The organism is Streptomyces sp. NBC_01294, assembly GCF_035917235.1.
GTDB classification, from domain to species: Bacteria; Actinomycetota; Actinomycetes; order Streptomycetales; family Streptomycetaceae; genus Streptomyces; species Streptomyces caledonius.
On the sequence record NZ_CP108423.1, the window covers coordinates 7,028,833 to 7,049,829 of the forward strand.

Annotated in this window: 18 protein-coding genes; 8 read left to right on the forward strand and 10 right to left on the reverse strand. The window is 73.1% G+C overall.

Annotated elements, in window-relative coordinates:
- Window positions 1–29: 29 nt before the first annotated feature.
- Complete coding sequence (locus OG534_RS31825) at window positions 30–1,514, reverse strand: HAMP domain-containing sensor histidine kinase (RefSeq protein ID WP_326592633.1); 1,485 nt, start codon at window positions 1,512–1,514, stop codon at window positions 30–32.
- A complete protein-coding gene (locus OG534_RS31830; protein ID WP_326592634.1) occupies window positions 1,511–2,218 on the reverse strand; it encodes a response regulator transcription factor in 708 nt (235 codons plus the stop codon). The genes OG534_RS31825 and OG534_RS31830 overlap by 4 nt, the downstream gene beginning before the upstream one ends.
- A 290-nt stretch (window positions 2,219–2,508) precedes the next feature.
- Here OG534_RS31830 and OG534_RS31835 point away from each other — a divergent pair, with 290 nt between their 5' ends.
- The 3 genes from OG534_RS31835 to OG534_RS31845 are packed head-to-tail and all read left to right on the forward strand — an operon-like array spanning window position 2,509 to window position 6,414.
- Complete coding sequence (locus tag OG534_RS31835; protein ID WP_326592635.1) at window positions 2,509–3,369, forward strand: ABC transporter ATP-binding protein; 861 nt, start codon at window positions 2,509–2,511, stop codon at window positions 3,367–3,369.
- The gene (locus tag OG534_RS31840; protein WP_326592636.1) at window positions 3,366–4,343 is read left to right on the forward strand and encodes an iron-siderophore ABC transporter substrate-binding protein; all 978 of its coding nucleotides are present in this window, start codon (window positions 3,366–3,368) and stop codon (window positions 4,341–4,343) included. The genes OG534_RS31835 and OG534_RS31840 overlap by 4 nt, the downstream gene beginning before the upstream one ends.
- Window positions 4,344–4,347: 4 nt before the next feature.
- A complete protein-coding gene (locus OG534_RS31845; protein ID WP_326592637.1) occupies window positions 4,348–6,414 on the forward strand; it encodes an iron ABC transporter permease in 2,067 nt (688 codons plus the stop codon).
- Between the two features lie 77 nt (window positions 6,415–6,491).
- Here the strand turns inward: OG534_RS31845 and OG534_RS31850 are convergent, their stop codons facing one another.
- The 8 genes from OG534_RS31850 to OG534_RS31885 form a co-directional block, all read right to left on the reverse strand.
- Window positions 6,492–7,103: a TetR/AcrR family transcriptional regulator gene (locus tag OG534_RS31850; RefSeq protein ID WP_326592639.1), complete on the reverse strand. Its 612-nt coding sequence runs from the start codon at window positions 7,101–7,103 to the stop codon at window positions 6,492–6,494.
- Between the two features lie 146 nt (window positions 7,104–7,249).
- Window positions 7,250–8,110: a 3-hydroxybutyryl-CoA dehydrogenase gene (locus OG534_RS31855; RefSeq protein ID WP_326592640.1), complete on the reverse strand. Its 861-nt coding sequence runs from the start codon at window positions 8,108–8,110 to the stop codon at window positions 7,250–7,252.
- Window positions 8,111–8,234: 124 nt separating this feature from the next.
- Window positions 8,235–9,407 (reverse strand): acyl-CoA dehydrogenase family protein, encoded by a 1,173-nt coding sequence (locus OG534_RS31860; RefSeq protein ID WP_326592641.1) that lies wholly within the window; start codon window positions 9,405–9,407, stop codon window positions 8,235–8,237.
- Window positions 9,408–9,476: 69 nt separating this feature from the next.
- Window positions 9,477–10,649: an acyl-CoA dehydrogenase family protein gene (locus tag OG534_RS31865; protein WP_326592642.1), complete on the reverse strand. Its 1,173-nt coding sequence runs from the start codon at window positions 10,647–10,649 to the stop codon at window positions 9,477–9,479.
- A gap of 141 nt (window positions 10,650–10,790) precedes the next feature.
- Complete coding sequence (locus OG534_RS31870) at window positions 10,791–12,866, reverse strand: acetate--CoA ligase family protein (protein WP_326592644.1); 2,076 nt, start codon at window positions 12,864–12,866, stop codon at window positions 10,791–10,793.
- 1 nt (window position 12,867) lies between these two features.
- Window positions 12,868–13,059, reverse strand: a complete 192-nt coding sequence (locus OG534_RS31875; RefSeq protein WP_326592645.1) for a ferredoxin — start codon at window positions 13,057–13,059, stop codon at window positions 12,868–12,870.
- Window positions 13,056–14,360 carry an NADH-ubiquinone oxidoreductase-F iron-sulfur binding region domain-containing protein gene (locus OG534_RS31880; RefSeq protein ID WP_326592647.1) on the reverse strand — a complete coding sequence of 435 codons (1,305 nt, stop codon included), beginning with the start codon at window positions 14,358–14,360 and terminating at the stop codon, window positions 13,056–13,058. Before OG534_RS31880 ends, OG534_RS31875 begins: the two co-directional genes overlap by 4 nt.
- Entirely contained in the window at window positions 14,357–14,983 is a 627-nt protein-coding gene (locus OG534_RS31885; RefSeq protein ID WP_326592649.1) for a hypothetical protein, read from the reverse strand. Before OG534_RS31885 ends, OG534_RS31880 begins: the two co-directional genes overlap by 4 nt.
- A 401-nt stretch (window positions 14,984–15,384) precedes the next feature.
- Between OG534_RS31885 and OG534_RS31890 the strand changes: the two genes are divergently transcribed.
- The 5 genes from OG534_RS31890 (at window position 15,385) to OG534_RS31910 (ending at window position 20,949) form a co-directional block, all read left to right on the forward strand.
- Window positions 15,385–16,545 carry an aromatic ring-hydroxylating oxygenase subunit alpha gene (locus OG534_RS31890; RefSeq protein WP_326592651.1) on the forward strand — a complete coding sequence of 387 codons (1,161 nt, stop codon included), beginning with the start codon at window positions 15,385–15,387 and terminating at the stop codon, window positions 16,543–16,545.
- Between the two features lie 272 nt (window positions 16,546–16,817).
- A complete protein-coding gene (locus OG534_RS31895; RefSeq protein ID WP_326592653.1) occupies window positions 16,818–17,948 on the forward strand; it encodes a polyamine ABC transporter substrate-binding protein in 1,131 nt (376 codons plus the stop codon).
- An 82-nt stretch (window positions 17,949–18,030) separates the two neighbouring features.
- Window positions 18,031–18,852, forward strand: a complete 822-nt coding sequence (locus OG534_RS31900) for an ABC transporter permease (RefSeq protein ID WP_326592655.1) — start codon at window positions 18,031–18,033, stop codon at window positions 18,850–18,852.
- Window positions 18,849–19,859 carry an ABC transporter permease gene (locus OG534_RS31905; RefSeq protein ID WP_326592656.1) on the forward strand — a complete coding sequence of 337 codons (1,011 nt, stop codon included), beginning with the start codon at window positions 18,849–18,851 and terminating at the stop codon, window positions 19,857–19,859. Before OG534_RS31900 ends, OG534_RS31905 begins: the two co-directional genes overlap by 4 nt.
- 4 nt (window positions 19,860–19,863) lie before the next feature.
- Entirely contained in the window at window positions 19,864–20,949 is a 1,086-nt protein-coding gene (locus OG534_RS31910) for an ABC transporter ATP-binding protein (RefSeq protein WP_326592658.1), read from the forward strand.
- Window positions 20,950–20,997: the final 48 nt, after the last annotated feature.

A 20,997-nucleotide genomic window follows, 5' to 3' on the forward strand; every position in this document is an offset into this window, starting at 1 on the left:
CGCGCCCTCCGGGCCGGGAGCGCGGGCCCCTACGCGGCGTCGGGCGCCGACGGGAGAGTGACGGTGAAGCTGGCGCCGCCTTCCGGGCCGTGCCCCTCGACGCGGATGACGCCGCCGAGGCGGCCGGTCAGGCGGTGGGCGACGGCCAGCCCCAGGCCGCTGCCGACCGGGCGGGTGTCCCGGTAGCGCTCGTGGAGGGCGCCGTGGTCGAAGGCGATGCGTACGTCGTCGTCGGTGAGGCCGGGCCCGCCGTCCCGGACCTGCAGTTCGGCCCCGCCGCCCGCGGTCGGGCGTACGGCGAGGACGAGCGGCGCGCCCTCGGGCGTGACCCGCAGGGCGTTCTGCACCAGGCCGTCGATCAGCTGCCGGACCCGGAAGGGGTCCGTTTCGACGACGACGGGCAGCGCGGCCCACCCGGCCCCTTCGGACTCCCCGGCCCCTTCGGCCACTTTGGGCTCCCCGACCACTTCGGGCTCCCCGGCCCCTTCGGGTTCACCGGACCCTCCGGGCCGCTCCAGACGCAGTTCGACGCCGTGCCGTGCGCAGGGGCCGGTCCAGAAGGCGGCGGCCTCGGCGACGACCGCGCCGAGGTCGGACGCGGCCATGTCGAGACGGAAGTCGTCGGCCTCCAGCCGCGCCAGGTCCAGCAGGTCCTCCAGGAACCGGTCCAGGCGGCGGGTCTCGTCGGCCAGGATGCCGCCGACCTCGGACAGCCGCTCCGGCTCGATCAACCCGTCGGCCAGCGCCTCGGCGTATCCCTGCAGCGCGGTGAGCGGGGTGCGCAAGTCGTGGGAGACGGAGAGCAGGAACTCCCGCTGCCGGTTCTCGCTGTGCGCCAGCGCTTCGTCCAGGACGTTGAGGGCGCGTCCGATGTCCGCGGTCTCCCGGGGGCCGTCGACGGGGGCCGGTACGCCGCGTTCGCCGTCGGCGAGCCGGTGGGCGATCTGCGCGGCCGTCACGAGCGGACGGGCGATGCGGCGGGCCAGCAGCGCCCCCGCCAGGGCCGCGCCGAGCATGCCGGCAACCAGCGGCACGATCACGTTGCGGCGGATCTGGTTCGTGTTCTCGGTGACCACCGCGTACGGCTCGGTCAGCACGACCGCGCCGCCGCGCACACCGGGCCGCCCCACCAGCAGGACCTCCCGGCCGCCGAGGATGCCGGTGGTGGAGACCGGATCCCCGGCCAGCAGCGCCGCCTTCGACGCCCGGTCGACGGCCGGGGTGGCGGTTCCGCTCACCCTGCCGTCCGGGGTGATCACCGCGAGCTGGACGCCGTTCGGCCCGGCCAGGACCTGGGCGCCGGTGAACAGCGCTTCGGACAGGGCCGGCAGGCGGCTGAGGACCGTGGCCTGGCGCGTCAGCTGGTCGCGTTCCCGCTGTTCCGCGCCCCGCGCCGCGGTCTGCCAGGCGATCAGCCCGGTCAGCGCCACGGCGAGCGCCGCCACCACCGTGGTCAGCACCACGATGTTGCGTGCGAGGGAGCCCCGACGGGGGCCGGGGCGGGGGCCGTTCACGTGCCGGTGCCGGTGCCGGTGCCGGGAGCCGTCGCGCTGTACCCGACGCCGCGGACCGTACGGATCGGGCTCGCGTCGCCGAGCTTGGCGCGCAGCTGCGAGACGAAGACGTCGACCATCCGGGTGTCGCGGTACCCCGGGTACCCCCACACCTGGGCGAGCAGCTGTTCACGGGTGAAGACCTGTCCCACGTGCCGGAGCAGGTGCGCGAGCAGGTTGAACTCGGTGGCGGTGAGCTCGACCGGCCGGCCGTCACAGTGCACGGTGCGGCCGACCGGGTCCACGGTGAGCCGGCCGATGCTCTCGGCCGGCCGGGCGGGCGGCGGGCCCGCCGCCCGGCGCAGTACGGTCTTGACCCGGGCGACCAGCTCGCGCGGCGAGAACGGCTTGGTCAGGTAGTCGTCCGCGCCCAGCTCCAGGCCGAGGATCCGGTCGGCCTCCTCGCCGCGGGCGGTGACCAGCAGCACGGGCGTCCAGTCGCCGGCGTCCCGCAGGGCACGGCAGAAGGCGATGCCGTCCATGCCCGGCAGGCCGATGTCCAGCACGATCGCCACCGGGTGCATGCGCCGTGCGGCCGCGAGCCCGGAGGTCCCGTCGGCCTCGACGTGGACGCCGAAGCCCTCGCGTGCCAAGTACAGCCTCTGCACGTCGGAGATGTGGCGCTCGTCCTCGACGATCAGCACGAGGCCCCTGGACTCCGTCATCACTGCCTCTCACGTGCGGCGAACACCGTCGATGCTAACCGCAGGGATCCGGCCGTCCGGTGGGCGCGCCGCCGCCCGTACATTCCCCGAACAATGTGCCGGCCGCAGGTCGACCACATGCCGGTCACTGCCGGCACCTGCGGCGCAGCGCCACGTGCGGGCAACGCCTAGGCGCAGCCCGGGAGTCGTGCGGGGATATGCCCGAAGTGCCGTCTGTCCGGTTTCCGCTCTTGCGGTCGCCCGACGGAAAGTGCTTGGCCTACTCGTAAGGGTAGGCTAACCTCACCGTCGTGCTAGTAGCTGAAGAGACCGCCGCGGCCACGCGTCCCCACGGTCATGAACTGTCCGCCGAGGGTGTCACGGTGGCGTACGACGGCGTCGACGTCGTGCACGACGCCTCCTTGACGCTCCGACCCGGCGAAGTGACCGTCCTCGTGGGGCCGAACGGCAGCGGCAAGTCTACGCTGCTGCGCACCATCGCACGGCTCCAGCGGCCCAAGGCCGCCACGCTCGTCATCGACGGCGACACCGACGCCCTCGCGCTGAGCCCCCGTGAGTTCTCGCGCCGCGTCGCCCTGCTCACGCAGGGACGCCCCACACCGAGCGGACTGACCGTACGGGACCTCGTCGAGTTCGGCCGCTACCCCTACCGGGGACGCTGGGGCCGCGACGACCCGGGCGGCCGGGCCGCGGTGGACCGCGCGCTCGCGCTGACGGGTGTCGAGGAACTCGCCGAACGCGGCGCCGAGCACCTGTCCGGCGGACAGCTCCAGCGCGTCTGGCTCGCCGGCTGCCTCGCGCAGGAGACGGGCGTGCTGCTGCTCGACGAGCCGACGACCTACCTCGACCTGCGGTACCAGGTCGAACTCCTCGACCTCATCAGGGATCTGGCGGACGACCACGGCATCGCCGTCGGCGTCGTCCTGCACGACCTCGACCAGGCTGCCGCCGTCGCCGACCGAATCGTCCTGCTCCACGCGGGACGCGTCATCGCCGACGGCGACCCCGCGGACGTACTCACTCCGCAGCGGCTGACCGACACGTACGGCATCCGCATCCATGTCGACACCGACCCGCTCACCGGCCGGCTGCGCACCCGCGCGATCGGCCGACACCACGCACGCACCGAAAGGCTCAGCACCACCTCATGAGACGACTCCTCCTCACCGCGGCGGCCGCCACCACCGCGGTCCTCACCCTGACCGCCTGCGGGACCACCGAGCCCGCCAAGGACGACACCAAGAAGACCGCCGAGCGCATCACCCTCACCGATGACACCGGCATGAAGGTGGAGCTCGACGGGCCCGCCAAGAACGTCGTCGGGACCGAGTGGAACGTCGTCGAGAGCCTCATATCGCTGGGCGTCGCCCCGGTCGGCGTCTCCGACGTCAAGGGCTACAAGACGTGGAACACCGCCGTTCCGCTGAAGAACGAGCCCAAGGACATCGGCACGCGCGGCGAGCCGAGCATGGACACCGTCGCTTCCCTGAAGCCGGACCTCATCCTCGCCACCACCGACCTGCCGCCGGCCGCCATCGAGCAGCTGCGCAAGGTCGCCCCGGTCCTGACGGTGCGTGCCGCCGCCGCGTCCGACCCGATCGGGCAAATGACGAAGAACCTCGACCTCATCGCCCAGGCCACCGGCACCACCGAGAAGGCCGGAACGCTCAAGCAGCAGTTCCAGACGAAGCTCGACGAGGGCAAGAAGGCCCTCGCCGACGCCGGCCGCTCCGGTGCCCAGTTCGCCTTCGCCGACGGGTACGTCGTCTCCAACCAGGTCTCGATCCGCCCCTACACGAGCGGCTCGCTCATCGGCGGGGTCAACGAGAAGCTCGGCCTGAAGAACGCCTGGACCGTCCAGGGCGACGAGGCCTACGGCCTCGGCACCACCGACGTCGAGGGCCTCACCAAGCTGGGTGACGTGGAGTTCGCCTACATCGCCAACGACGGCGACAAGGACAGCACGCCGTTCACCGGCGCCCTGGCCCAGGACAAGGTGTGGACCTCGCTGCCGTTCGTGCAGAAGGGCAACGTCCACCGACTGCCCGACGGCATCTGGATGTTCGGCGGTCCCGAGTCGATGAACAAGTACATCGACGCGGTCGTCGCCGCCCTGAAGAAGTAACACCATGGCCGTCACCGCAACCACCCCCGCCATCACTCCGTCCGCGGTCACCTCCCGGACGGGCGCGGCCGCGGTGGCGGCCGCACTGGTGCTCCTCGTCGCGGGCCTCGCGGCCGTGGACATCACGCAGGGCACCGCCGCCGTCGGCGGCCCCGAGGTCTGGAAGGCGCTCACCGGCCGGTCCGATCCGGCCGACTCGTCCGTCCTCATCGCCTCCCGGCTGCCGCGCATGACCGCCGGACTGCTCGTCGGCGCCCTCCTCGGCATGGCGGGCTTCGCCCTGCAGGCGGTCAGCCGCAACGTCCTCGCCTCGCCCGACACCCTCGCCGTCAACGCGGGTTCCTACTTCGCCCTCGGCCTCGTCGCCGCCACCGGCCTCTCGCTCCCGCTGCTGGCCTCCTCCGGCGTCGCGTTCGCCGGCGGCCTCGTGGCGGCAGCGGTCGTCCTCGGGCTGTCCGGCCTGGGCACCGGCACCGTCCGGCTCGTTCTCGCGGGCAGCGCCCTCACCCTCGGCCTCACCGCCATGACCGAGGGGCTGCTCCTGCTGTTCCCCCGGGACACGGAGGGCATCTTCCAGTGGAACCAGGGCAGCATCGCCCAGCACGGGTTCGACGGCGTACTGCAGGTGGCGCCGATCGGCGTCGTCGGCCTCGTCGGACTGCTGCTCCTCGCCCGCAGGGTCGACGCCCTGGCCCTCGGTGACGACGCCGCCCGCGGCCTGGGCGTCCCCGTCCGCTCCACCCGGGTCATCGCCGTCGTGCTCGCCGCCCTGCTCTCCACGGCCGCCGTCACCCTCGCCGGCCCCATCGGATTCGTCGGCCTGTGCGCCCCCGCCCTCGTCCGGCCCCTCGCCCGCCGGTTCCGGGCCTTCACCCGGACCCGCGGGAGCCTGCCGGTCGCGGGTCTCACCGGCGCCGCGCTGGTGATCGGCTCCGACGTGCTGCTGCGCGCCCTCGTACCGTCCGACGTGGCGGTCGCCGTGCCCACCGGCGTCGTCACCAGCCTCGTCGGCGCCGTCTTCCTGATCGTCATGGCCGTCCGGGTCCGGGACACGGCCGGAGCCACCGAGTCCGACCGGCTGCGCATCAGGACCAGGACCGTCTTCCTCACCACGACGGCCGTGCTGGTGGCGGTCCTCGTCGGTGTGATCGTCGCCGCCGTGCTCGTGGGGGACAGCAAGCTGCTCCTGGGCGACGTGGTGAACTGGGCCCAGGGGCGGGCCGGCCGGACCGTCACCTTCGTCCTCGACACCCGGGTGCCCCGCGTCCTCGCCGCCCTCCTCGCCGGTGCGGCGCTCGCCCTCGCCGGCACGCTCGTGCAGTCCGTGACCCGCAACCCCCTCGCCGAACCGGGCATCCTGGGCGTCTCCGGCGGCGCGGCGCTGGGCGCCGTCCTCCTCGTGACGACGGTGCCCCTGGCCGGATCGTGGAGCGTGGCCGGCGCGGCGTTCGCCGGCGCCGCGCTCAGCTCCGTCATCGTCTTCGGGCTGGCCGCACGGGGCGGGTTCCAGCAGAACCGGCTGGTCCTCGTCGGGTTCGGCGTCGCCACGGCGTCAGCGGCCCTGGTCAGCCTCCTCATCATCCTCACCGACCCGTTCAACGCGACGAAGGCGCTCACCTGGCTGTCGGGTTCCACCTACGGCAGGGACCTGACCGACGTGGTGCCCCTCGCGGCCGTCCTCGCCGCGGGCGTGGTCGTCGCGGTCATGCGGCGCACCGAACTCGACCTCGTGTCGCTCGACGAGGACACCCCGAGGCTGCTCGGCCTGAGCCTGGGACGCGGCCGCCTCGGCTTCCTGACCCTCAGCGTCCTGCTCAGCGCCACCGCCGTGGCCGCCGCCGGCACCATCGGCTTCGTCGGACTCGTGGCACCGCACGCGGCCCGTGCCCTCGTGGGACGCCAACACGCCCGGGTGGTCCCGGTCGCGGTGCTCCTCGGCGCCATCCTCGTCTGCACCGCGGACCTGGTGGGCCGGACCGTGATCGCGCCGGCCCAGCTCGGCGCCGGCCTCATGACCGCGGTGATCGGGACGCCGTACTTCCTCTACCTGCTCATCCGCAGCCGCCGGTAGCGCGTCGCCGTCGGACGGCGGCGCCGGTTGCCCCGGCGTCGCCGTCCGACGCGTCGGTCCGGAGCGGGGACGCCCCGTCAGACCTCCGGGAAGTCCGGGGCGATCCCCAGGGAGGGCGCGATCGCCCGCCAGACCGTCGACCGGGCCGTGGCCAGGTCGACCCGGGGGTCCTCCAGCATCAGGCGGATGCCGAGTCCGTCGCACAGGGCCAGCACCAGGGTGCCGAGCGCGGCGACGTCGCAGTCGGTGAACTCGCCCGAGGCGATGCCCCGTTCCACGGTTCCGCCGACCCATGCGTGCAGCTGGTCGTACAGGTCGACGGCAAGGTGCCGGGCCGTGCCGTCGCGCAGCGCGCGCACCCACAGCTCCTGCCAGAGCTTCCAGTCCTGGCGCAGCTCCTCGTCGGTCGGCAGCATGCTGTTCACGATGCGGGCCAGGACGACCGCGGCCGGGTCGGCGTCGGAGTCGCTGCCGGTGTCCGTACCGGTCTTGGCGAAGGAATGCGTCATCGCCTCGGCGAAGAGCTTCTCCCGGGTGTCGAAGTGGTAGTGCAGCAGGGCCTTCGAGACGCCGGCGTGCTCGGCGACCTTGCGCATGCTGACGTGCTCGAAGCCGATGTCGGCGATCACTTCGCATGCGGCGGTGAGGATGCGCTCACGCGTTTCGAGTGCCTGCTCGGCCTTGGTCACGTCTGGCTGCTCCCCGTGTCGGCGCCCGTTGGGTCGGGTGGGCGGGTGGTGGTCGTTCGGTGGGTGGAAGGGTCCGGCGGCCGGGCCCGCCGCACCACCATCCTCGCGCATCCGGCTCCCGGGCTCCGGCCGTCGGACCACGGAGGTCAGGGATACGTGTGGAAGCCCCGGCCCGTCTTGCTGCCGAGCAGGCCCGCGTCGACCATCCGGGCCAGCAGCGGCGGCGGGGCGTACAACGGCTCCCGGTACTCCGCGTACATCGACCGGGCGATGGCCTGGACGGTGTCCAGCCCGATGAGGTCGGCCAGGGCCAGCGGACCGAGCGGGTGGGCGCAGCCCAGGGTCATCCCCTGGTCGATGTCCTCGGCCGACGCGGCCCCGGACTCCGCCATCCGCACCGCGGCCAGCAGGTACGGCACCAGGAGCGCGTTCACGATGAACCCCGCCCGGTCCTGGGCGCGGACGACCCGCTTGCCCAGGACCTCGGAGGCGAAGTCCCGCGCGCGCCGGACGGTCTCCTCGCCGGTGAGCAGGGACGGCACCAGCTCGACCAGGGGGAGCACCGGGACGGGGTTGAAGAAGTGGAGCCCGACCACCTGCTGCGGCCGGGAGGTCGCCGCGGCCAGCCGGATGACCGGGATGGAGGAGGTGTTCGTCGCCAGTACCGCGTCCCGGCGCTCCACCGTCCGGTCGAGCCGGGCGAAGACCTCCAGCTTGGCCCGCTCGTCCTCGGCCACCGCTTCGACGACGAGGTCCCGGTCGGCCATCCGGGACAGGTCCGTGCTCATCGCGATCCGGCCCACCGCGGTGTCGCGTTGGGCCGCGGTCAGCTTCCCGGCGGCCGCGGCACGTGCCAGGGAGCGGGTGATCCGCTCCAGGCCGGCGTCCGCGGCCGCCCGGCTCGACTCCACCACCACGACGTCCCGTTCGGCGAGGGCGCAGACCTCGGCGATGCCGGATCCCATCAGACCGCATCCCACGATCCCGACCCGTTCGACATCGGTCATCGGTTCTCCCTCCATGTGCCGGACTGCTCCGGACGCTTCTCGTACGGACGGTGGCGTGCTGGTGCTGGTGTTGGTGGCGGTCCGGGCCGCGGGGCCGGGGCCCGGACCGCCGGGACGGTACGGGTCACACGGAGGACGGCATGTGCAGAACGCCCGTGCCGCGCTTGACGAGTTCGCCCGCGATGATCAGGCGCTGGATCTCGGAGGTGCCCTCCCAGATCCGGTCGACGCGCAGTTCGCGGTAGAGCCGCTCGACGGGGTACGAGCGGTCGTAGCCGCGGCCGCCGAAGATCTGCAGGCAGCGGTCGATGACCCGGCCGGACGCCTCGCTCGCCGACAGCTTGGCGATGGCCGCCTTGGCGTGCAGCGTCTTGCGGTCGACCGCGCCCTCGTCGACCTCCCAGGCGACCTGGTGGGTGTAGGCGCGGTTGACGGCGATGTCGACGGCGCAGTCGGCGAGCATGCCCTGGATCAGCTGGAAGTCGGCGATGGGGGAGCCGAACTGGCGGCGCTCGACCGCCCAGTCGCGGGCGAGCTCCAGGGCCCGCTCCGCCGCGCCGATCGTCCGCGCGGCGATCATCAGCCGTTCCTCGGTGAACCAGGACCGGGTGATGTCGTAGCCGTTGCCGACCTCCCCGAGCACGGCGTCCTCACCGACGTGCACGTCGGTGAAGGTGAACTCGGGGTGCTCGTAGACGAACGTGTGCATCCAGCGGGGCACCCGGGTCATCTCGATGCCCGGGGTGTCCTTGTCGACGAGGAACAGGGTCGGCGCCCCCTCCTCCCCGGCGGCGGCGAGCACGATCATGAAGTCGGCGTGGTCCCCGACGGTGACGAACCACTTCTCGCCGTTCAGCACCCAGCCGCGGTCGGTCCGCGTCGCCGTGGTCCGCAGGCTCTGCGGGTCGGAACCGGCCTCGGGCTCGCTCACCGCGTAGCAGTCCCGGCGCCGGCCCCGGATCACCGGGACGAGGTAGCGCTCGCGCTGTTCCGGCGTGCAGAAGGACAGCGCGTTCGCCGGACGCCACACCATGTCCCACAGGGCGCCGGTGAGCCGCCCGAGCTCCGCCTGGACCGTCACCTGCTCCAGGATGGTGAGGCCGGCGCCGCCCCACTCCGCGGGCATGTTGACGGCCTGCAGGCCGCTGTCGAGGACGGCGTCGCGGATCTCGGTGTGGGCCTGCGGGGGCAGACCGTTGTTCTCCTCGCAGTCGAGCTCGTACTTCGTGATGAACTCGGTGAGCGCGCGCGCCGAGTCCCTGAGCTCTTCCTGCCGGGCGGTGAGACGGAAGTCCATGTCTGTCGGTCCTTGTGATCGCAGGTGCGGTACGGGGTGTGGTGCGGGGGTCGGTGGTGGCGGCGGGCGTCAGGAGCCGGGCAGGGCGAGGGCCCGGGTGCCGCGCTTGACGAGCTCGTTGGCGATGATCAGGCGCTGGATCTCGGAGGTGCCCTCCCAGATCCGGTCGACGCGCAGTTCCCGGTACATGCGCTCGACCGGGTACGAGCGGTCGTAGCCGCGGCCGCCGAAGATCTGCACGCACCGGTCGACGACCCGTCCGGCGGCCTCGCTCGCCGCGAGCTTCGCCGTCGACGCCTTGGCGTGCAGGGTCTTGCGGTCGGTGTGCGGCTGGTCGGCCTCCCAGGCGACCTGGTGGGTGTAGGCGCGGTTGACGGCGATGTCGACGGCGCAGTCGGCGAGCATGCCCTGGATCAGCTGGAAGTCGGCGATGGGGGAGCCGAACTGACGGCGCCGGACCGCCCAGTCGCGGGCGAGCTCCAAGGCCCGTTCGGCGGCGCCGACGGTCCGGGCGGCGATCATCAGCCGCTCGTCGGTGAACCACTCCTTCGTCAGCTCGTAGCCGTTGCCGACACCGCCGAGCACGTCCTCGTCGGGGACGAAGACATCGGTGAACGTGAACTCGGGGTGCCCGTTCACCGCGGAGTGCATGAACCGCGGGACCCGCGTCATCTCGACACCGGGCGCCTGCTTGTCCACGAAGAACAGGGTCGCGGCCCGCTCCGGGCCCGCATCGGCCTGCACCAGCAGGAAGTCGGCGATGTCGCCGCAGGTCACGAACCACTTCTCGCCGCTCACGAGCCAGCCGCCGTCGGTCCGGGTCGCCGTGCTGGTGCACGAGCCGGGGTCGGAGCCCGCACCGGGTTCGGTGACCGCGAACGCGTCGAACCGCTCGCCCCGGATGACGGGGAGCAGGTACTTCTCCCGCTGCGCCTCGGTGCCGTACGCCAGGACGTTCGCGGGCCGCCAGGGGATGTCCCAGAGGCAGTTGGTGACCTTCCCGAACTCCTCCTCGACGATGACCTGGTCGAGCAGGGACAGGCCGGCCCCGCCCCACTCGGCGGGCATGTTGATCGCGTAGACGCCCGCCTCGATGGCGGCGCGGGTCATGTCGCGGACCGTGCCGGCGGGCAGCGGACCGCCGGCCTCCTCGGACTGGTCCTCGTACCTCATCAGGAGCCGCGTGTAGGCGGCGGCGCGGGCCTTGAGGTCGGCCTGCTCGGGTGTGTAGCGGAAGTCCATGGTGTGCTCCGTTGGACGCGAGTGGTGCGGACGGAAGGGAAACGGACGGACGGGAAACGGACGGACGGGAAACGGACGGAGGCGGTACGGACGGAGGCGGTACGGGCGGGTTGCGGGCCGGGGCCGGGGTCGGTGCCGGGGTCAGCCCAGGACGGCCCGTGCGTCCAGGGCCAGGGCGCCGTCCGGGCGCACCAGCAGGGGGTTGACCTCCAGTTCGGCGATCTCCGGATGCGCGGCGGCGACGGCCGTGATGCGTTCGATCACGGCGGCCGCGGCGGCCACGTCGACCGCCGGCCGCCCGCGTACGCCCGCCAGCAGTGCGGCGGTCCGCAGCCCCCGCAGCAACTCCTCGGCCCGCCGGGCCGGTACGGGCGCGAGAGCGAAGGCGACGTCGCGCAGGGTCTCGGTGAGGACGCCGCCGAGCCCGACCATGGCCACCGGCCCGAACCGCGGGTCGCGGTTCACACCGACGATCAGCTCGATGCCGTCCGAGAGGTCGGCCATCGCCTCGACCGAGTAGGCGGGGGCGCCGAGCCGGGCGTGCATGTCCCGGTACGCGGCGAGCAGCGCGTCCCGGTCGGCCAGGCGCAGCGCGACGCCGCCCGCGTCGGACTTGTGCAGCAGGTGCAGGGCCTTCAGTACGTACGGACCGTCGAAATCGGCGGCCGCGGCGAGCAGTCCGGCCTCGTCGGTGACCTCCCGGGCGGCCGGGAACGGCACGCCGGCGGCGCCGAGCAGGCCGCGCACCCCGTGGTACCCGGCGTCCCGCAGGGGCGCGGCGGCGGACGGCAGCGCCGGGACCGCCGGTGTGCCGCCCGCCGCCCGGCCCGTCATCGCCGACAGCGCGCGGGCGGCGTCCTCGGTGGCGGCGAACACCGGAACCCCCGCTTCGGCCAGCACCCGGCAGCTCGGAGACTGCGGATACATCGACTGCACGACCAGGGGCTTCGGGGTGGCCGCCAGGTGGGTGACGATCTTCTCGGCGGCCCGTGTCTCGCCCTCCGCGAGCACGGAGCCGCCGGCCGGTCCGCCGCCGAGGCCGCCGTCGGAGGCCGCGTAGCCGCCGAAGTAGCCCGTCATCAGGACGGCGTCGACCTCGTCGGCGGCGAGCAGTTCCGCCACCGTGTCGGCGTACGACAGGGGCTGCTGCTCGCCCATCCCGGCCAGGTCGACCGGATTGCCGACCGCGGACTGCCGCCACAGCACGGTCCGCAGCCGCTCCTGCGTCGCCGCGCCGAGTTCCGGCACGTCGAGCCCGGCGTCCTCGGCGGCGTCGGCCGCGATCGCGCCGTGGCCGCCGCCGTCGGTGAAGACCGCCGTCCGGCCACCCTGCGCACGCGGCCCCGGCCGGGCGCTCACGGCGGCCAGTACCACCGTCATCTCCCGCGGCGTGCGCACCAGTTCGACGCCCGCGTCGCGGCAGGCGGCGGCCACCACGTCGGCCGAGGTGGTGAGCGCCCCGGTGTGCGACTGCGCGCTGCGGGCGGACGCGGAGCCCCGCCCGGCGGTCAGCAGGACCACTGGCTTGCCCGCCGCGGCGGCGGCCCGGGCGAAGGCCCTGCCGTCGCCGAAGTCCTCGGCGTACACCGCGATCGCCGTGGTGGGCTCGTGGCGGGCGCAGTCCTCGACGAGGTCGACGAGGGTGACGTCCGCCTGGTTGCCGAGCGAGACGAACCGGGAGAAGCCCAGGCCGTGCGGGGCTCCGCGGAGCTGGAGTTCGAGGGCGAGGTTGCCGCTTTGGCTCAGCAGGGCGACACCGCCGGGTGCGAAGCGGTCCGAGGCGAGGTAGAGCTCGGTCGTGTTGTCGGCGATGCCCAGGCAGTTGGGCCCGACGAGGACGGCTCCGGCCTCCTGGACGCGGGCGACGACCGCGCGTTGCCGGGCGAGTCCCGCCGGCCCGGCCTCGGCGAAGCCGGCGGTGATCCCGACGATCGCCTTCGCCCCGCAGGCCAGGGCGTCCTCGACGGCGGCCTCGAAACCGTCGCCGGGGACGGAGATCACCACGAGCTCGACGGGTTCGCCGATCGCGGCGAGGGACGGGGCGGCAGGCCGGCCGAGGACGGTGCCGCCGCGCCGGTTCACCAGGTGCACCGGGCGCCGCCCGTCGGCGCGCAGCGCCTGGGAGGCCACCGCGTGCCCGTACTTGGCCGGGTCGTCGCTGGCGCCGACGACGGCGACGGAACCGGGGTCGAAGAGAGCGGTCAGATCGCGTCCCATGTCACTTCTCCACTCGGAGTGCGGAGTTGGGGCAGCTTTCGGCGCAGGCGCGCGCCGATTCCTCGGTGCCGGGCGGGACGGCGACGGCGATGACCTTCGCGTAGCCCCACTCGTCGAGTTCGACCAGGGCGGGTGCGTGTTCCTGGCACAGCCCGTAACCCTGGCAGCGGGTGGAATCCAGCAGGAGTTTCACGGTGTTCCTCTCAGCACGGGCAACGGGGTACGGGTACGGGGCGGGGGCGCGTCGGCGACGTCCGGTACGGCCACGGCAAGGCGTCCGGAACCCCCCGAGGGCGGGGCGGCGGCGCAGGTGGGACAGGGCCCGCCGAGGTGGGACCGGACGAGCTCGGGGAAGGTGCGCAGGAGGCTGCCGGCGGTGCCCGCGGCGGCGTCGAGCAGCCCGCACGCGCCGCGCCCGGGCAGGCCCCGCGACCACCGGTCCAGGTGGGCCGGGACGTCGGGCCCGGCCGTGCCCGCGGCGAGCGCGTACACGGCGTCACGGACCGCCGCCGTACCCGACACGCAGACACCGCACTGACGTGCGCTCTCGGCCGCGAGGTGGCCGACCGCGTCGGCGGCGGCCGTGACCGGGCAGGATCCGGCGGCGAGGAAGCGGATCGCTCCGCAGCCCAGCGCGGTGCCCGCCGACGCGAGTGCGTCGGGGTCGAGGGGGAGGTCCAGGACGCGGGCGTCGACGAGTCCGCCGAACAGCCCGCCCATGAGGGCCCCGGCCGTGTCGGGGGTGCCGAGGACCGCCGCCAGGGTGCGCAGGGGGACTCCGTAGGGGACTTCGGTCAGGACGGGAGCCGCGCTCCCGCCGGACAGCGTCACCAGGGTGGAGCGGGCGATCCGCTGCCGCAGATCGGGGTGTGATGCGGTGAGGGCGATACGGGCGAGGGTCTCGACGTTGGAGACCAGGGTCGGCGCGCCGCCGACCCCCCGCTCGAAGGGGCGGGGCGGCTTGGCGGTGGGCAGGGCCGGTCCGCCGTCGATCCGGCGGACGACCGCGCTCTCCTCACCGGCGACGTAGGTGTGGGCGGTCTCGACGACCTCCACGGGCAGGTGCGGCTGCAGTTCGGCGAGGGCCCGGCGGATGCGGTCGCCCGCCACCGGGTCCGAGAGGTAGACGTAGCCGCGTACGGCGCCGGTGACCGCGGCGGCGCGGGCGAGGCCGTCGAGGACGAGGTGGGGCCGGGCGCGCAGCAGCCAGCGGTCCTTGACCGAGCCCGGCTCGCCCTCCTCGCCGTTCGCCACCACCACCGGGGCGCCGCCGCGGTCGCGGACGGCGCGCAGCTTGACGGCGACCGGGAAGCCGGCCCCGCCGCGACCGCGCAGCCCGGATGCGGCGAGGTGGTGCAGGAGGTCGTCCGGGCGGGTGGTGCCGGCGTAGCCGCCGGTGGCGCGGTACGCCTCGGCGCTTTCCGCGAGGTGGGGCGCCGCTCCGAGCACGGAGTCCGGCAGCGGCTGCGCCGTCGGGAATCGGATCGTGGTCATCGGCTGTCTCCTGGCCGGGCGGTCCCGGCGGTGCGGGGGGTCGGAGCGGTCCGGACGGTGCGGGTGGTGGTCGGGGCGGCCCGGGTGGTCGGGGTGTCCGGGGCGCTTGGGGTGTCTGGGGTGCTTGGGGCGGTCGAGGTGGTCGAGGTGGTCGGGGTGGTCGGGGTGGTCGGGGTGGTCGGGGTGGGGGTCCGCAGGGTCCGTACCGCGCTTTCGAGCGCGGCACGGTCGTCGGCGGTACGGCCGTACTCCGTTCCGGGGAGGCCGATGAGCATGCGGTGGTGGTCGAGGACCACCTCGCCGGCGAGCAGGGCGGCCGCGCGGTCGCCCCGTTCCGGCCCGGCGGCCGCGGCGGTCACCAGCTCGGTGACCTCGGCCAGGTAGCGGAGCCAGCTGCGGCGGCTGCCGCGCAGGATCAGGCGCTCCACGCGGCCCCGCTCGGCGGCCGCCAGCTCGGCCGGGTCGGCTGGATCGGCCGGATCGGCCAGCCCAGCCGGATCAGCTGAGGTGGCCGACTCGGCCGACCCGTGCGACGAGGCGCGCAGGGCGGCGACCGCCGCGGGCAGTTCCCGCTCGGGCTCGGGGGTGAGCCCGAGCCAGTCCAGACGCCGACGACCGCTCATGCGTGCCTCCGGGAGGGGTGGGATGCCGTGACCGGCCGGGCCGGTGACGGGAGCCGAGGGCGGGGGAGGGGATGCCCGGGGCTCGCCGCCGGGGGACTCCGGTGGCGCGCGGCAAGGGATCGAGGGGTGCGGGCCCGGACGGGGTGCCCGGGCGGCGGGGCTGCATCGGCCCGACAAAAGGCCCAGAACTGGAGAAACGTCGGTGCAGCGACGAGAATGACGCTAGCTGACCGATCGGTCAGCGTACAAGTCTTGACCCAGCGGAAATTAGCCAGCAATCTGACTGTCCAATCGGTCAGCAAGGCCCCGGCGTCCGTCCCGGCCGGCTGCCCGTCGCTGGGTCGTCTCGACATCCATCGCCGACACCGACCGCCGCACAGCCGGCACGGAGGAGTCACCCGATGCACTCCAGAGCCCCTGAAACCGCCACCGACCAGCCGGTCCGGGACGCCCCCGGGCCCGCGCTGTCAGCCCGCTACTACACCGATCCCGACACGGCCGCCGCCGAGATGCGGCAGGTCTTCGCCAAGTCCTGGCAGGTCGTCTGCCACGAGTCCGACCTGCCGAATCCGGGAGCCCGGCTCGCCGCCACGGTCGCCGACCGCGAGGTACTGGTCGTCCGCACCGAGGACGGCTCCCTGGCCGCCCACCTCAACGTCTGCCGGCACCGCGGAACCCGCCTGGTCACCACGCCCGAACCGGCCGGCAAGGCGATCCGCTGCCCGTACCACGGCTGGACCTACCGCCTCGACGGGAGCCTGGTCGGCGCCCCGGAGGCCCGGCAGATCCCCTGCCTCGACAAGCCCGGGCTCGGCCTGTTCCCGGCCCGCGTCGAATCCTTCCTCGGCTTCGTCTTCGTCAACCTCGACCCGGACGCCGTACCGCTCGCCAAGCAGTGCGCCGGGCTCGCCGAAGCGGTCGGGCACTACGCCGGGGCCGACCTGGTGCCGGTCGGCCGCAGCCGCATCCACGACCTGGCCGGCGCCGAAGTGCAGGAGGCCAACTGGAAGGTGGCGGTCGACAACTACCTGGAGGGCTACCACGTCCCGGTGGCCCATCCCGGACTGATGCGCCTGCTCGACTACCAGGGCTACACCTGCGACATCGAGGAGTCCTACGCACTGTTCGCCTCGCCCCTGCGGGACAAGCCGTCCTCGAACTGGGCCGAACGCCTCTACCAGCGCATCGCCGCTCCCATGCCCGGCCTCACCGAGGCCGACCGGCGGGTCTGGCGGTACGCGGTGATCTACCCGAACACCCTCATCGACTTCTACCCCGACCACGTGCTGGCCTGGACCGCGATCCCGACGGCGGTGGACCGCGTGGCCGTACCCGGGGCGTTCTACACCCGGCGCGGTACGGGCCTGCGCACCCGGCTCGCCCGGCGCCTGAACATCCACATCGGCTGGATCACCAACGACGAGGACGCCGAACTGGTCGCCCGCGTGCAGAAGGGGCTCTCCACCCCGGGCTTCGAGCCCGGCCCCCTCTCCCGTCGGGAGTCGGCGGTCGGCTGGTTCGCCGGCCGGATCCGGGCCGACCTCGACACGGCGCAGAGCTGAACCGCTCCCGCAGGGGCGGCCGGCCCGTGGCGTTTTCTCCCGCTGACGAGCCATCCGTCCGCACCGGCACGTAGGCAGCAGCGCACGAACCGCATGAACCGCATGAACCGCATGAACCGCACGACCGCATGAACCGCACGAACCGCACGACCGCACGGCGACACGGCCGCGGCCCGCCCCCCACCGTCCGCTTCCGTCGTCCCCGCCCTCCTCGCTCCGCCCTCTTTCCCCCCTCCCTTCCCCCCCCCGCGGCTCCTACGGAGAGGACCCCGATGTCCCCCGAGGCAATCCCCCTGTCCAGGCGCTCGTTCCTCCGCGCCGGCACCGCCACCGCCCTCGGCCTCGCGGCCGCCGGCTGCGGATTCGCATCCGATGACGACCCGGCCGGCCAAGCGGCCGCGCAGCCGCCCATCGACGTCAAGGTCGACGGCGACCTCGTCTACTTCAACTGGGCCGACTTCGTCGCCCCGGCCGTCTTCGAAGGCTTCGAGAAGGAGTACGGCGTCAAGGTCGTCCAGTCGAACTTCGACTCCATGGAAGGCATGGCCGCCAAGCTCAACGCCGGAAACCGCTACGACATCATCTTCCCCACCGCGAAGTGGTCGCAGCGGCTCGCCGCCGGAGGCCGGCTGCGCGCGATCGACCACACCCGCCTGAAGAACGCCGAGTCCGTGTTCGGCGGTTACGACTACTTTGCCGACCCCTGGTACGACCCCGGGTCCCGGCACACCGTCCCCTTCACCATGTACAAGACCGGCATCGGCTGGCGCAGGGACCGGCTCGGCGACCTGACCGGCTCCTGGGACGACCTGTGGAACGCCCAGGCCAAGGGCAAGGTCTTCGTCCTCGACGACCGCGACGAGGTCCTCGGCATGGGCGCGCTCAAGCTCGGTCTCGACGTCACCACGGGCGATCCGGGCGACCTCGCCCGTGTCACCGAGACCCTGCGCTCGCTGCGCCCCCGGCTGCGCGGCTTCTCCAGCGACAGTTACAACAACCTGCTCAACGGAAACGCCGACATGACCCAGGCGTGGAGCGGGGACATGGCCGCCATGCTCGCCCAGGCGGAGGACCCCGCCGTCTTCGGCTTCGAAGTGGCCCGGGAGGGCGCTCCGGTCAACTCCGACTGCTACGCCATACCCGCCAACGCGCAGCACCCCGGTACCGCGATGCTCTTCATCGACTACATGCTCCGTCCGGAGAACGTGAAGAAGAACGTCGAGTACATCGGCTATCCGATGCCGGTCCGCGGCAGCGAGGACACCTACACGGCGCTCGTGGAGCCGTTCCCCCAGTGCCTGGTGACCGCGGACGACCTCAGGGACGACCGCTACTTCCGCAACGGCACCGCGGAGGGCGAACGACACCGCGACGCCGCCTGGACCGATGTGAAGGCCGGCTGACATGGCAGGACGCGATCGATCCCGGGCGGCCCGTCCGCGCCGGGGACATGCCGCGTCGGGAGCGCGGCTGTGGACCTGGCTCATGCTCCCCGGCACCCTCTGGATGACCGGCTTCCTCCTCGCCTCCCTCCTCCTGGTGGCCACCCTCGCGTTCGGTACCACCGACCCACTGGGCAACCCGCGCTTCGGGCTCAACTTCGACAACTTCGCCGCACTGGCGGACCCGGCCTACCGCACCGTCCTGCTGCGCTCCCTCGGCTACGCGCTGATCACCTGCCTCATCTGCCTGGCCGTGGCCTACCCCGTCGCCTACGCCATCGCCCTGCGCGGCGGACGCTTCAAGAACGTGCTGATCGCCGCGATCGTCGTACCGTTCTTCGCCAACTACCTGGTGCGGATGTACGGCTGGTCCGTCGTCCTCTCCGACGACGGGCCGCTGCTGAAGGCCCTGCGCACGCTCGGCATTGCCGACGAAGGCACCAAGATCCTGCAGACCGGCCCGGGTGTCATCGCCGGGCTCGTCTACGGCTTCATCGTCTTCATGATCATCCCGCTGTACGCGGCCATGGAGCGCATGGACACCTCCCTCATCGAGGCGGGACGCGACCTCTACGGCGGCCCCCTGCGCACCTTCTTCTTCGTCACCGTCCCCGCCACCCGGCAGGGCGCGGCCGCCGGCTGCGTCCTCGTGTTCCTGCCCGCCATGGGCGACTTCGTCAGCGCCCAGCTCATGGGAGGCCCCGACCAGATCATGATCGGCAACCTGATTCAGGACAAGTTCTTCCAGGGCCAGAACTGGCCGCTCGGCTCGGCCCTGACCATGCTGCTGATGGCGGTCCTGCTGCTGGGGATGCTCGGCTACCTGCGGCGCACCCGCAAGGACGAGGCGGAGGCGGCCCGATGACCCTGCGCCCGGAGCCCCGCGCGGACCTGCAACAGCAGAGCAGTACGACCGCAGGCCCTGCGCCCGGGCCCTCCGGCGCGGAGCGGCCCCGGCCGGCCGGCCGACTGCCGCGCCCCCGCTTCCGACTCCCGCGCCTCCAGTCACGTCGCCACCCCCACTCCCCATCCCACCCCCAACCCCGCCCGCGCCGCCGCCGCGGAGCCGAGCGCCGGCCCCGTTTCGCCATCGCCGTCACCGCGGTCTTCTTCGCCCTGCTCTACCTCCCCGTCGGCGTCGTCGTCCTGTTCTCCTTCAACGCGCAGAAGTCCCTGACCGTCTTCGAGGGCGTCAGCCTCCGCTGGTACCAGGCGTTCCTGCGCGACGACGTACTGATCGACTCGCTCGGCATGAGCCTGCAGGTGTCCCTGGCCGCCATGGCCGGCTCGCTCGTCCTCGGCGTGGCCCTGGCCCTGGGCGTCGTCCGCAACCGGGGCCGCCTCGGATCCTTCGCGGGCCTGGTCATGCTCGTCCCGCTGATCACTCCCGAGATCGTCACCGGCGTCGCGGCGATGCTGCTCTTCAAGGGCCTCGGCATCACCCTGTCCACCACCACCGTGATGCTCGCCGAGATCACCTTCTCCATCTCCTACGTGACGGTCATCCTGCGCTCGCGCATCGCCGCCCTCAACCCGGAGGTCGAGGAGGCCGCGATGGACCTCGGCGCCACCCGCCGGCAGGCCCTGCGCCTGGTGACCCTGCCCGCGCTGCTGCCGAGCATCCTCGCGGCCGGCGTGCTGATCTTCGCCCTGGTCTTCGACGACTTCGTCCTCGCGTACTTCACCACGGGCGTCGATCCGCAGCCGCTGTCCGTCCGCATCTACTCGGCGATCAGGTTCGGCGTCCAGCCCACCATCAACGCCGTCGGCACCCTGATGCTGGCCGGCTCCATCGGACTCATCGTCCTCGCGCTCGCCATCCCGCGCCTGTTCGGCCGGCGCGGCGGCCTCGACCTGCTCTCCGGGAAGTGACCCCATGCAGCACCCGCCCGCGCACCCCGCCGTCCGGCTCGACCGGGTCGGCAAGCAGTACCCCAACTCCGACGCCTACGCCGTCCGCGACGTCACCCTCGACATCGCCCCGGGCGAGTTCTTCTCCCTGCTCGGCCCCTCCGGCTGCGGCAAGACCACCCTGCTGCGGATGACCGGCGGCTTCGCCGACCCCACGGAAGGCAGCGTCCTGCTCGACGGCGAGGACGTCACGGGCCTGCCGCCCAACAAGCGCAACGTCAACACCGTCTTCCAGAGCTACGCCCTCTTCGACCACCTCTCGCTGGCCGACAACGTGGCCTTCGGCCTCAAGCGCAAGGGCGTCCCCCGCGCCGAGATCCGCGAGCGGGTCGCCGACATGCTCGACCTCGTCCAGCTCGGGGGACTGGCCGCCCGCAAGCCGCCCACGCTCTCCGGCGGCCAGCGCCAGCGCGTCGCCCTCGCCCGCGCCCTGGTCAACCGGCCCCAGGTGCTGCTGCTGGACGAGCCGCTGGCCGCCCTCGACCTCAAGCTCCGCCGCCGGATGCAGGTCGAGCTCAAGCAGATCCAGCGCGAGGTCGGCATCACCTTCGTCTTCGTCACCCACGACCAGGACGAGGCGCTGACGATGTCGGACCGGATCGCCGTCATGAACGAGGGCCGCATCGAGCAGTGCGGAACGCCGGAGGACGTGTACGAGCGCCCGACGAGCAGCTTCACCGCCTCCTTCATGGGCACCTCCAACCTCGTCCCCGGCACCTACCGGGCCGGCCGGGTCGTCCTCGACCAGGGCCCCGCCCTGCCCGTCGGCCCCCGGTCCGACGTCCCCGACGGCAGCCGGGTCAGCCTCTCGATCCGCCCCGAGAAGATCTGGCTCTCCGACTTCGAACCGGGCATGGCGCAGGTGAGCGGAGTCGTCCGGGAGACCGTCTACTGCGGACCGACCACCACCTACCTGATCGAACTGGCCCCCGGCGTCACGGTGTCCGTGCTGGAGCAGAACACCGTCCGCTCCCGCATGGAGGACCGCTGGAGCGGCGGCGAGCAGGTCGAGATCGGCTGGAAGCCCGAACACTGCCTGGTCCTCGACTGACCCCGCACCCGCACCCGCACCCGCACCAGCGCCCGCACCGGCGCCCCC